This is a genomic window from Paraferrimonas haliotis (genome assembly GCF_002282895.1).
Classification (GTDB): domain Bacteria; phylum Pseudomonadota; class Gammaproteobacteria; order Enterobacterales; family Shewanellaceae; genus Paraferrimonas; species Paraferrimonas haliotis.
In genome coordinates, this window is sequence record NZ_NRRB01000002.1 from 291071 (window position 1) to 304026 (window position 12956).

12 protein-coding genes are annotated in these 12956 nt (G+C 48.7%); 8 read left to right on the plus strand and 4 right to left on the minus strand.

Annotated elements, in window-relative coordinates:
* Positions 1-2: 2 nt before the first annotated feature.
* The 4 genes from arnC to rpmE form a co-directional block, all read right to left on the minus strand.
* The gene (arnC, locus tag CLC91_RS05200; RefSeq protein ID WP_233132580.1) at positions 3-974 is read right to left on the minus strand and encodes an undecaprenyl-phosphate 4-deoxy-4-formamido-L-arabinose transferase; all 972 of its coding nucleotides are present in this window, start codon (positions 972-974) and stop codon (positions 3-5) included.
* 1 nt (position 975) lies between these two features.
* Positions 976-2127 carry a UDP-4-amino-4-deoxy-L-arabinose aminotransferase gene (gene arnB, locus CLC91_RS05205; protein WP_095497856.1) on the minus strand — a complete coding sequence of 384 codons (1152 nt, stop codon included), beginning with the start codon at positions 2125-2127 and terminating at the stop codon, positions 976-978.
* Positions 2128-2308: 181 nt separating this feature from the next.
* Positions 2309-3559, minus strand: a complete 1251-nt coding sequence (locus CLC91_RS05210) for a malic enzyme-like NAD(P)-binding protein (RefSeq protein WP_095497855.1) — start codon at positions 3557-3559, stop codon at positions 2309-2311.
* A 177-nt stretch (positions 3560-3736) separates the two neighbouring features.
* Positions 3737-3952 carry a 50S ribosomal protein L31 gene (rpmE, locus tag CLC91_RS05215; RefSeq protein ID WP_095497854.1) on the minus strand — a complete coding sequence of 72 codons (216 nt, stop codon included), beginning with the start codon at positions 3950-3952 and terminating at the stop codon, positions 3737-3739.
* A 250-nt stretch (positions 3953-4202) separates the two neighbouring features.
* Between rpmE and priA the strand changes: the two genes are divergently transcribed.
* From priA to CLC91_RS05255, 8 genes are all read left to right on the plus strand, one after another.
* Positions 4203-6392 (plus strand): primosomal protein N', encoded by a 2190-nt coding sequence (gene priA / locus CLC91_RS05220; RefSeq protein WP_095497853.1) that lies wholly within the window; start codon positions 4203-4205, stop codon positions 6390-6392.
* Between the two features lie 79 nt (positions 6393-6471).
* Positions 6472-8220 carry an arginine--tRNA ligase gene (gene argS, locus CLC91_RS05225; protein ID WP_095497852.1) on the plus strand — a complete coding sequence of 583 codons (1749 nt, stop codon included), beginning with the start codon at positions 6472-6474 and terminating at the stop codon, positions 8218-8220.
* Positions 8221-8224: 4 nt separating this feature from the next.
* Entirely contained in the window at positions 8225-8797 is a 573-nt protein-coding gene (locus CLC91_RS05230) for an SPOR domain-containing protein (protein WP_095497851.1), read from the plus strand.
* A gap of 90 nt (positions 8798-8887) precedes the next feature.
* Positions 8888-9412: an ATP-dependent protease subunit HslV gene (gene hslV, locus CLC91_RS05235; protein ID WP_095497850.1), complete on the plus strand. Its 525-nt coding sequence runs from the start codon at positions 8888-8890 to the stop codon at positions 9410-9412.
* Between the two features lie 31 nt (positions 9413-9443).
* A complete protein-coding gene (gene hslU / locus CLC91_RS05240) occupies positions 9444-10772 on the plus strand; it encodes an HslU--HslV peptidase ATPase subunit (RefSeq protein ID WP_095500096.1) in 1329 nt (442 codons plus the stop codon).
* Between the two features lie 109 nt (positions 10773-10881).
* Positions 10882-11262: a gamma-butyrobetaine hydroxylase-like domain-containing protein gene (locus tag CLC91_RS05245; protein WP_095500097.1), complete on the plus strand. Its 381-nt coding sequence runs from the start codon at positions 10882-10884 to the stop codon at positions 11260-11262.
* 107 nt (positions 11263-11369) lie between these two features.
* On the plus strand, positions 11370-11855 hold the full coding sequence (gene rraA, locus CLC91_RS05250; RefSeq protein WP_095500098.1) for a ribonuclease E activity regulator RraA: 486 nt from the start codon (positions 11370-11372) through the stop codon (positions 11853-11855).
* A gap of 64 nt (positions 11856-11919) precedes the next feature.
* Entirely contained in the window at positions 11920-12948 is a 1029-nt protein-coding gene (locus CLC91_RS05255; protein ID WP_095500099.1) for a formimidoylglutamase, read from the plus strand.
* Positions 12949-12956: the final 8 nt, after the last annotated feature.

Genomic DNA, 12956 nt, shown 5'->3' on the forward strand with positions numbered 1-12956 from the left:
TCTTATTCTTTTGAATCGTCTTGTGGCGAGCGCACCACTTGCTGAATAAAGTATCGAGGCCGGGCTCTTACGTCGTTATAAATTCGACCTATGTATTCCCCAAGTAACCCCATGCCAACAAACTGAGCACCAATAAACATAAACAGGAAGGCGAATAAGGTAAATACACCGTCTCCCGCCCATTCAGCGCCTAAGATGAGCCGCAACAACAGCAATAACATGCCAAACACGAATCCCATTGCTGCAATGGCCCCCCCCGCTAACGACAACAAGCGCAAAGGTGCCGTGGTCATGCAGGTCACCAAATCGAACATAAGATTGATAAGGCGCATGAAATTGTATTTGGAATCACCGTGCTCTCGCTCGTGATGACCCACTTGGATCTCCGTAGTCTTACGGGCAAAACTATTGGCTAGCACAGGAATAAAGGTGGAACGCTCGTGACATTGCAACATGGCGTCTATGATGTGGCGGCGATAGGCTCGTAGCATGCAGCCATAGTCGCTCATATCGACCCCGGTGGCCCGCTGCACCGATTTATTGATAAGCCGGCTTGAGTACCGACGAAACAGGGTATCTTGGCGATTCATTCGTTTGGTGCCCACCACATCATAGCCTTCATCGGCGGCCGCCACTAATCTGGGTATCTCTTCCGGCGGATTTTGCAAATCGGCATCTAAGGTAATGATCAAATCGCCTTTGGCTTCTTCAAAGCCCGCCATAATAGCGCTGTGTTGACCATAATTGCGATTAAGCAACAAGGCCACAAATGGGCTGCCGGGTTTATTGGCTGCATCCACCAGCATTTGCGCCGATTGATCACGGCTGCCATCATCCACCATGATGATTTCATAGCGACAGTCCAATTGCTGACAAGCGCTTTCGGTGCGCTCGAGCAACTCGGCTAAACAGGCTTGTTCGTTGTAAACAGGAATAACAACTGAAACGAACGATATTTTGGTATGCAAAAACACTTCAAATCTCCGATTTAATTTGTTTAATGGCATCGATTACCCGATCGACATCGGCAAGCGTCATGTCTGGAAACAAAGGTAGTGAGCATATTCTCTGTGAATTCCAATCGCTATTTGGAAGTTGTTGAGATAAATCACCAAAGCGCTCTTTGTAGTACTTCTGGGTATGCACCGCTCGAAAATGGATACCGGAGCCAATGTTTTTTTGTTTTAATCGCGCCATAAAGTCGCTGCGCGACATGCCAAATTCATCGGCATCGACTCGAACAATCATTAAATGCCAGGCGTGCTTCATTGAGTAGCTACTGGGCACCGTTAACGGCACAATGCCGTCGATATGTGCCAGTTCACTCAAATAGTGTTGAGCCAGCAGCGCCCGTTGCTTGTTGATGGCTTCTATTCGTTGCAATTGCACCAAGGCAATCGCGGCATTAATGTCGGCCAAGTTGTACTTAAACCCCGGCGTTAACACTTCCGCTTGCGGAGCGCGCCCTTGGGTATCTCTATCAAACGCGTCCACCCCAAGTCCGTGAAACTTTAACTGGCGCACTTTGGTGGCGAGCTCTTCGTCATCGGTGACCAACATACCGCCTTCAGCGCAGGTAAGATTTTTGATGGCATGAAATGAAAAAATGGCCGTACCACTGGCACCGATGTGCTCACCCTCGAATTCGGTGCCAACACTGTGGGCGGCATCTTCAATTAAGGCGATATTATGTTGTTCCGCTAAGTGACGAATGGGCGTTAAATTCAATGCTGCTCCGGCATAATGAACCGGAACAATGGCTTTGGTTTTGTCGGTAATTTTGGAAGCAATGTCTTCGCAGCTGACCATGAGTGTGTCTTTATCAACGTCGACAAACACGGGGGTAGCCCCAAGTAAGCAAATCAGATTGACAGTGGACACCCAAGTCATAGAAGGGGTTATGACTTCGTCTCCCGGGCCCACACCCAGCGCCAAAAGGGTAACATGCATAGCCGCGGTAGCACTGCTAACAGCTACGCCGTGCTTGGCGCCTACCTTATCACTGAAAGCTTGTTCTAGTTCCGCATTTTTGGGGCCGGTCGTGATCCAGCCGGAGCCAAGAACCTCGGCAACTGCATTAACCTCAGCATCCGTCATGCTGGGTTTGGAAAAAGGAAGAAAACTCATCTCAACTGCCAATTAACGACTCTGCTTTGCAGCAGCTTATTAGAATTGGCCCAGTGTATCTAAATTAGATCACAAAACACAGCGTTATATGAGGCAAATCACCATAAAGTTTGCGTTCAGTCAATTCAGACACAAAAAAGGCGTCATACGACGCCTTTTATAAAGATTGTTGATGAGTGGGTTATTCCGCCATATAGCCTTCAGGTAACTGCTCTATTCCAGCCACGCCGGAGTCAATCGCGGCTTGGGCAACGGCTTTAGCTATTCGTGGTAACAATCTTGGGTCCATGGGTTTTGGCAACACGTAATTAGGCCCAAACTCCATAGAATCAACCTCTGGATAGGCTTGTAACACCTGAGGTAATACCGGCTCTTTGGCTAACTCTGCCAAGGCTTTCACCGCAGCCACTTTCATTTCATCATTAATGGCGCTAGCGCGCACGTCCAAAGCACCGCGGAAAATAAACGGGAAGCACAGCACGTTGTTAACTTGGTTGGGGTAGTCGCTGCGGCCAGTGCCCATTATTAAGTCTGAACGCGCCGCCATGGCCACTTCGGGTTTAATTTCTGGATCTGGGTTAGAGCAAGCAAAAATCACTGGATTTGGCGCCATCAATTTAATGTCATCTTCTGTCACCAAGTCTGGGCCTGACACGCCCACGAATACATCAGCGTCTTCAATCACGTCCTGCAAAGTACGCTTATCGGTATTGTTGGCAAACATCTTTTTATATTCATTGATGTCTTCTCGGCGAGTGTGAATCACGCCTTTGCGATCCAGCATGTAAATTTTCTCGCGCATGGCACCGCACTTGATCAGCAGTTCCATACAAGCAGTAGCTGCTGCGCCCGCGCCTAAACACACAATCACCGACTCTTCGATTTTTTTTCCTTGAATCTCCAACGCATTGATCATGCCGGCAGAAGTTACAATTGCAGTGCCGTGCTGATCGTCATGAAACACAGGAATTGAACAGCGTTCAATCAAGGCTTTTTCAATTTCAAAGCATTCTGGTGCTTTGATGTCTTCTAGATTGATACCGCCAAAGGTGTCGGCGATGTTAGCAACAGTATCCACAAACTCATCAATGGTACGATGCTTAACTTCAATATCGATGGAATCAAGGTTGGCAAAGCGCTTAAACAGCAACGCCTTGCCTTCCATAACCGGTTTAGACGCCATTGGGCCTAAATCGCCAAGCCCTAAAATGGCGGTACCATTTGAAATTACCGCAATCAAATTACCTTTATTGGTGTAGCGATATACATCATCTGGGTTCGCTGCTATTTCTCGAACAGGTTCGGCCACGCCTGGGCTGTATGCCAGAGCCAAATCGGCAGCGGTTTCCGCTGACTTTGTGAGTTCTACACTGATTTTCCCAGGTATCGGGAATTCATGGTAATCAAGGGCTTTTTGGCGGAAATCTGACATAACTGCTGTCCTGAGGTTAGTGAGGTGTATTTGCGCTGAATAATTAGCCGCTACCTTACCTTTGTTACCGAATAATTCAAGCAATTATCGTGATTATTTGCCAATCCCGCAGTGGTAAAACCAGAGGCAACAAAAAAGGCGCCAAAAGGCGCCTTTAAGGTCGAGTAATTAGGGTAATTACTTCTTAGAGCTAAGAGCGCCAAAACGCTTCTTAAAGCGGTCAACACGACCACCGGTATCAGCAACTTTTTGCTTACCAGTGTAGAATGGGTGACAAGCACCGCATACGTCTAGGTGAATGTCTTTACCTACGGTTGAACGAGTTTCGATGACATTACCGCAAGAACAAGTTGCTTTAATGGCAGCGTAATTAGGGTGGATACCTTCTTTCATCTGGGATTACCTCAGTTAAGGCCGTGTCGCCATCTGATCCAAAGCCAGACACCACACGAGGTTTCAAAATAAATAGGGCGCGAATACTAGCCTAAGCCGGCACTTTATTCAAGGTAATTTTGATTAAATATAAAGCGCTAGCCCCCTACTTCGGATCTAGGTACACTGGGTGTCCAATAAATTTGTCTTTTAAAATTGGGTTTAAGCAACCCAAAATCTTCCCTAAAAGGTTTTAAAACAGTCAGTTACCATGACTCAATACGTCGAAGTTGCGCTAGCCGTCCCCCTAAGAAAGACCTTTAGCTACGGGGTACCCAAACACCAAAGCCCGGCCCACATCGGCGCTCGTGTTTTGGTGCGATTTGGCCCGCAAACGCAAGTCGGCTTAGTGGTTGCTCACAGCGACACCCCCCAAGTCAGCCCAGACAAAGTCAGAAGCTACATCAAGTGCCTAGATGACCAAGCATTATTTCCAGAAACCTTGTTGCAACTGTGCCAATGGGCGGCTCGCTATTATTTTGCGCCACTTGGGCAAATGCTCACCCAAGCGCTGCCGCTAGCCCTTCGACAAGACGTATCCGCTACCCTAGAAACCGAGTTGCAGTGGTCTCTAACTGATGCGGGCGAAGGTATCGATTTGTCTGAATTTAAACGCGCAAAACAGCAACTAAAAGTGTTAACCGCCTTGAACCAGAGTCCATTACCGCAATCGCAAATGGAACAAATCGCTTCCAAGTCTGTGCTTAAGGTGCTGCAAGATAAAGGCGTAATTCAGGCTCAACCACAACCTTTTGAACCCGATTTAAGCTGGCGCCAACAACTGCAAACCAACGAAGCGCCACTCACTTTGAATTCAGAGCAAGCCATTGCTGTCGCGGCAATATCTTCTCAACAAGGGTTTCAAACCAGCTTGCTCGAAGGCATTACCGGTTCAGGCAAAACCGAAGTCTACTTACACTTAATCGACGCTCAGTTGAAAAAAGGCAATCAGGTGTTGGTCTTGGTGCCAGAAATCGGACTCACGCCGCAGACCGTGTCCCGTTTTCAGCGCCGCTTCGATGTGCCCATTTCTGTGCTGCATTCATCCTTAACACCCAAGCAACGGCTAAACGCTTGGCTTAGAGCCCGTGCAGGTGAGTCTGCCATTATTATTGGCACCCGTTCAGCCTTGTTTACGCCCATGAAATGGCCAGGCTTAATCATACTCGACGAAGAACATGATCAATCTTTTAAACAACAGGAAGGGGTGCGTTATCACGCACGCGATTTAGCGGTTATGCGAGGTCACCTTGAACAGGTACCGGTTTTATTAGGCACAGCAACTCCTAGTCTGGAAACCTTGCACAATGCGTTGAGCGAGCGCTATCACCACTATCAACTGAAATCAAGAGCCGGCAATGCCGCCATCGCCAGCCACAGTTTAATCGATCTCACGCATCAGCCCCTAGAAGCTGGGATATCCCCTGCATTGTTTGAAAAAATAGGTGAACAGTTGCGTGCCGGCAACCAAGTCATGTTGTTTTTAAATCGCAGAGGCTATGCGCCGGCGTTGCTGTGTCATGAATGTGGTCATTTGCACCAATGTCAGCGCTGTGATGCTTTTTACACGTTACACAAAAGTAATCATCAAATTCATTGCCATCATTGCGATGACGTACAAGCGATTCCCCATCAATGCGTGAACTGCTCAAGCACGCTGCTGTTTGGCCACGGGGTCGGTACCGAGCAGCTCGAGCAGGTTTTAGCCGAGCGATTTAACGACTATCCGATTGTGCGCATCGATCGCGACAGCACCCGTCGTAAAGGAGAGCTCGACAAACGCTTAAAAGGCATCAAAAATGGTGACTATCGCATTTTAATCGGCACCCAAATGTTGGCCAAAGGGCACCATTTTCCAGATGTCACTTTAGTTGGCCTTGTTGATGTGGATGGCGCCTTATTTAGCAGTGATTTTCGAGCGCCTGAAAAAGTCGCGCAACTTATTACACAGGTTGCCGGTCGCGCCGGTCGGGCGTCTAAGCCTGGCCATGTTGTGCTGCAAACCCATCAGCCTCAGCACCCGGTGATTCAACAACTGCTTCGCGAAGGTTATGGTCCATTGAGTCGCTCACTATTAACAGAACGCCAGCACGCCATGCTGCCCCCCTCCACTCACATGTTGCTGTTTCAAGCGGAAGCGCATGAGGGCCAACGGGCTTACGACTTTCTATTTGAGGTCGCTAACCTGCTGCGAGGGTATCAAGCGCTTGAGGTGCTTGGGCCGTTACCGGCAGCGATTGAAAGAAAGGCCGGAAAATATCGTTACCACCTTATTTGCCAAGCCGCCAATCGCAATCATTTGCAGGCCATCATCGAAGCGAATTTAGACGCCATTGAACAGTTAGAGCTGGCGAGAAAATGTCGCTGGAATTTGGACCGAGATCCGCAAGATCTTAGCTAGCCACAGCAGACGTCTATCTGCTAACATATTCGGTTCGAATTATTTTTGTATTTCCTTTGTATATCACGGTCATCAACCTATGAAACAACACATCTTAGAATTGCTTGAGCAAACGCTCGCTATTTTGAAGTCGCAAGGCCTTATCGACAACGATTTTCAACCGCGCCTGCAAGTTGACCGAACGAAGGACAAATCTCACGGTGATTTCGCCACCAACGTCGCATTAATGACGGCAAAAGCAGCGAAAAAACCGCCGAGAGAGTTAGCGCAATTATTAATTGATACTCTGCCTCAATCAGAGCACATTGCTAAGGTTGAAATTGCAGGACCAGGTTTCATCAACTTCTTTGTTGACGACAACGCCTTAGCCAATCAAATTGAAGCCGCCTATCAAAGCCCGAACTTGGCCATTGCTGAAGAGCAACCGCAAACCATTGTGGTGGATCTATCTTCTCCTAACTTAGCCAAAGAAATGCACGTCGGCCACCTGCGCTCCTCCATTATTGGTGATGCAGTGGCTCGTACCCTTGAGTTTCAGGGGCACAAGGTCATTCGTCAAAACCACGTAGGCGACTGGGGTACTCAGTTCGGTATGTTGCTGGCTTACATGGAAGAAAAACGCGCCGCCAACGAAGAAATCAGCATGGCGCTGTCGGATTTAGAAAGCTTTTACCGCGCCGCGAAGCAACGCTTCGACGAATCTCCAGAGTTCGCCAACCGTGCCCGCGATTTAGTGGTGGAATTGCAATCCGGAAACGAACAATGTTTAGCACTTTGGCGCGAGTTTAACGAAATTTCGCTGGCTCATTGCCAAAGCGTTTACGACAAACTGAACGTTAAATTAACCCGTGCCGATGTGCGCGGCGAAAGTGCCTACAACGACGATTTAACTCAAGTGGTTGCGGATTTAGACGCCGCGGGCGTACTCACCGAAGACCAAGGCGCTAAATGCGTGTTTTTAGATGAATTTAAAAACCAACAAGGCGACCCATTGCCGGTTATTGTGCAAAAGAAAGGCGGTGGTTTCTTATACTCCACCACCGATTTAGCGGCGATGCGCTATCGCCAAAATGTTTTGCACGCTGATCGCGTTCTGTATTTTGTGGATCAACGTCAAGGCTTGCACTTTCAGCAAGTATTCACCGTGGCTCGCAAAGCCGGCTTCGTGAGTAACAGCACCTCTCTTGAGCACTTAGGCTTTGGTACCATGAACGGCGAAGACGGTAAGCCGTTTAAAACCCGCTCGGGCGATACCGTCAAGCTTATCGACCTGTTGGTTGAAGCGGAACAACGCGCCATGGAGCTGGTAAAACAAAAGAATACCGAGCTGTCGCAACAGGAGCTTGAAACCATTGCTAATGCCGTGGGTATCGGTTCGGTAAAATACGCCGACTTGTCTAAAAACCGCAGCTCAGATTACATTTTCAGCTTTGACCAGATGTTAAGCTTTGAAGGCAATACCGCGCCATACTTACTGTATGCACTAACCCGTGTGTCCAATATTGCCCGTAAAGCCAACGACCAAAGCATTAACTATCAAGATGCCGCCATTGTGTTAGCGGAGCAAAAAGAAATCGATTTAGCCAACAAGCTGGCGCAATTTGCGGAAACCATTAAGCGGGTTGCGGATCGCGGTACACCTCACGTGCTTTGTGGTTACCTGTTTGAGCTAGCGGGTACCTTCTCAAGTTTCTACGAAGCCTGTCCTGTGTTGAGTGCAGACACCGAAGCACAGCGCAACAGCCGCCTGAAATTGGCAAAAGTGACCGAGCGCACTCTAAAAACGGGTCTCGACTTATTGGGCATCGAAACCTTGGAGCGCATGTAAGTTAATGAGCCAAAGGGACTACGCTAACAAGGGAAAGCCTAATCGTAAAAAGGCGCCACGCCGCAAAAAAGCGGCTAATAATCAACCCGCTCCAGCCAATTGGTTGCGCATTGCGCCGGCACTGATTGTGGTGGCGGGGTTTGCTTATTTGCTTTATCAAATTAGCGGTAGCGCCGATGATAACCCTGAAAAGGTAACCCCAATCGTTGCGCCAACAGCCAAACCTAAAGCCACAAAGCCGGTTGACGAGTTACCGCCAAAACCACAAGAGACTTGGGAATACACCAATGAGCTGCCTTCGCGCTCCGTAGAGGTGGACCTGCCGGAGAAAACCGAACCTGGCCGCCCCTATCAAATGCAATGTGGCTCATTTAGAAATTCTGACGACGCCCAAAGCATGCGTGCAACCATCGCCTTCCAAGGACTGGAAGCTGAAGTTCGTCGCACCGAAGGCAAAAACGGTGTTTGGTATCGAGTGGTACTAGGCCCCTACACTTCGAAACGCCAAGCTGAGCGAGATCGCCATAAAATTCAACGAGCTGGCATCAATACCTGTCAAATTTGGTTCTGGAACTGATCCCCTAGGGGTTGAAATTGTTCAGCCCCTACCCCATATCGACTATACAAAGGCATACGCCGCTATTTATTTTCGATACGAGGATTCACAGTGACTACTATCGTTTCTGTTCGCCGCAACAATCAAGTTGTCATCGCTGGCGATGGCCAAGTTTCTCTAGGCAACACCGTTATGAAAGGAAACGCGCGTAAAGTTCGCCGCCTCTATAACGGCAAAGTGTTGGCGGGTTTCGCCGGAGGAACGGCCGACGCTTTTACCCTGTTTGAACGTTTTGAAGCCAAACTCGAAATGCATCAAGGCCACCTGACTAAAGCCGCTGTAGAGCTGGCAAAGGATTGGCGCACCGACCGCATGCTTCGTAAACTGGAAGCTCTATTAGCGGTCGCCAATGAAGAAGCCAGTTTAATCATCACGGGAAATGGCGACGTCGTCCAACCGGAAAACGACCTGATTGCCATTGGTTCGGGCGGTAACTTTGCCCAGGCCTCGGCACTCGCTTTATTAGAAAACACCGACCTGAGCGCGCCGGAAATTGCCGAAAAAGCACTAACCATTGCTGCCGATATCTGCGTGTTTACCAATCAGAATAAGACCATTGAGCAACTGGATTACTAATCCGGCCGCTCATATACAAGAGAATTCAATTATGTCGCAAATGACACCTAGAGAAATCGTTCACGAACTGGACAAACACATCATAGGTCAACAAGGCGCTAAAAAGGCAGTTGCCATTGCCTTGCGTAACCGCTGGCGCCGCATGCAACTTGAGCCCGAGCTGCGTCAAGAAGTGACCCCGAAAAACATTCTAATGATTGGTCCAACCGGGGTAGGTAAAACCGAAATCGCCCGTCGCCTAGCTAAGCTCGCTAATGCACCGTTCATTAAGGTAGAGGCCACCAAGTTCACTGAAGTGGGCTACGTTGGTAAAGAAGTAGAGCAGATCATTCGCGATCTCACCGACTCGGCGGTTAAGCTAACCCGTGAAATTCAAATGAAAAAGCATAAGTTCCGCGCCGAAGAAATGGCCGAGGAACGCATTCTCGATGCCTTACTGCCACCGCCAAAAGATAACTGGGGGCAAGACGAGCAAACCAGCAACAGCAATACGCGTCAGTCATTCCGTAAGAAATTGCGCGAAGGCAAACTAGACGACAAGCAAATTGACATCGAAATCGCGCAAAAGTCGGCGGGTGTTGAAATCATGGCACCTCCAGGCATGGAAGAAATGACTTCGCAGTTGCAAAACATGTTTCAAAACATGAACCAGCCCAAGGCTAAACGTCGCTCCATGAAAATTAAGGACGCCTTTAAAGAGTTAGTAGAAGAAGAAGCCGCCAAACTGGTGAATCAAGACGACTTAAAAGAACAAGCCATTGAACTGGTGGAGCAACATGGCATTGTCTTTTTAGATGAAATCGACAAAATCTGTAAGCGCGGCGACACATCAGGCCCTGATGTATCAAGAGAAGGGGTGCAACGGGATTTACTGCCCTTGGTAGAAGGTTCAACCGTCTCCACCAAACACGGCATGGTAAAAACCGACCACATTTTATTTATCGCATCCGGCGCCTTCCAAATGGCTAAACCCTCGGACCTTATTCCTGAGCTGCAGGGGCGACTGCCGATACGAGTAGAGTTAGAAGCATTAACCGCTCATGACTTTAAGCGCATTCTTACCGAGCCTAATGCCTCGCTAACCGAGCAGCAAACCGCCTTAATGAACACCGAAGGCGTTAAGTTAACCTTCAGTGAAGACGGCATTGCACGAATTGCAGAAGCGGCCTGGCAGGTAAACGAGACCACCGAAAATATTGGTGCTCGACGTTTGCATACGGTCATGGAAAAACTAACGGAAGAAATTTCTTATTCCGCTGGCGACCGTGGTGCTGAATCGATTGTGATAGACGCTGACTACGTAAACCAACACCTTCAAACCCTCGTGGAAGACGAAGATCTAAGCCGGTTTATTTTGTAGCCTTAGTATGGGTCGGCTTGGCTGTAGCGAAGCTGACCTTGTCTGATGCCAATACCGCTAAGTTTGAGATACACTAGAGCCGTCCAATAACTAAAGGTAGTTCGTCGATATGAGCGTTAAAGCCACCGCGATCAAACTGAAGCGTCAGTCTCGCATCCTAGAAGTCAGCTTCGATAATAATGAAAGTTATGCCTTAAGTTGCGAGTTTCTTCGGGTTAACTCACCGTCAGCAGAAGTGCAACAGCACGGTAATCCAATCTTAGTGACTCACAAAAAAATGGTGAACATTACCAAGGTGGAACCTGTAGGGCACTACGCGGTTAAATTGGTGTTTGATGATGGCCATGACAGCGGCATCTATTCGTGGGAGTTGCTGTTGGATATGGGACGTAATCAAGCGGAAATTTGGCAGCGTTATTTAGCCCGCTTACGAGCTGAAAAAGGCAGTCGCGAACCGCTTATAGACATCGTCGCAAAATACACGCCCTAAACAACAAGCTGAATCTGTGATTCAGCTTTTCTTTTTATATTACCGCTATATACTTGGTTTCTGTATAGTAAACCTCATACGGGCAGTGCCTTTTTGGAGAGTCGATAATGCAATACAATACTTCCGAACTTTGCGATATGTATATGGACCGAGTTGACGTGGTAGAACCCATGTTTTCGAACTTCGGTGGGGTTTCCTCTTTTGGTGGCGCCATTGCAACTATAAAATGTTTCGAAGACATCGGCCTGATTGCTGACGTAGTAGCAAGTGAAGGTAAAGGACGCATATTGCTTATCGACGGTGGCGGCTCTTTGCGACGCGCTATATTCGATGCACAGCTCGCTGAAACCGCCTTAGAAAATGGCTGGGAAGGCGTTGTTGTTTATGGTTGTGTGCGCGATGTTGATGCCTTAGAAGATCTTGATATTGGCATTCAAGCCATTGCTTCGATTCCCGTAGGTGGCGATATTCAAGGTACCGGCGAAGCTGAGATTCCGGTTAATTTTGGCGGCGTGACTTTCTTACCAGAAGACCACCTCTATGCCGATAGTACGGGCATCATATTGTCACCGGATCCCCTCGATCTCGACTAATTCAACCTCGCTCATTACAACAGGCCGTCTTTCGGCCTGTTGTTGTTTCTACTGGAAGTGACCCATGAACCGCAGTGCTTGGATAACCGCTACACAACTGACAACTTGGCTACAAATTCGCCCGGGTGAAACTCGCATCGGCCAGTCCTGCCAACTACTGGACCCGGCCCAACAAGACTTCAACGCAGCCTTAGCCAACGCTCGGGGCAACGGCGCTCGTTACGCGCTAGTGGGCATTAACGAAGACATTGGTCCCCGTGCCAACTTAGGGCGAGGTGGCGCAGATGGTGCTTGGCATGCCGCGATGCTGCAATTGCTGAACTTACAATCGAACCAATACTTCGACGCTTCGCAGTTGCTCATTACCGGCACCATAGATGTAACTGAACCGTCAACGAACGACTCTTTAGAATCACTCAGACAAGCGGTCGCTAGGCTCGACGAGCAAGTGATCGAGACGATAAACCCCATCATCGCCAATGGACTCATACCCATCGTCATTGGCGGTGGCCATAATAACTGCTACGGCTTGCTTAAAGCTGCCCATCAAGTACATGGGCAGGCGCTTAACTGCGTTAACTTTGATCCCCACAGCGACTTTCGGCCGTTAGAAGGAAGGCACAGTGGCAATGGCTTCCATTATGCTGCCGCGCAACAATTGTTGAATCGCTATCACATTGTTGGGTTACACGAACTTAAAAACTCTCAGGCCAGTTTAGATGCGCTCAAGCAACACCATGCCAGTTGGGACAGCTACCAAGCTTTGTATCACCACCGCGCAAAAACACTTGAACAAGCTCTGAGCCAACGCGTAGAAGAATATCGCGCTCTGACCAACCCACTGGCGATAGAGGTGGATTTAGACGTCATCAACGCAATGCCCAGTTCTGCTAGAAGTATCGCGACCCTGCCGTTAAATGATGTATTATTCGGCATCCACCAATTTGCGAGCTTACAGCAAGTGTGTTACTTGCATCTTGCTGAGGGCGCACCAAGTTGTGCGCCAGAAGGCGAATTGGCAGGTCAAAGAGACGTTGGGCAAGCGCTCGCTGAGTTGATCGTTTGTTTTGTTCAATCACACAACATGAGCTAACCCAAATT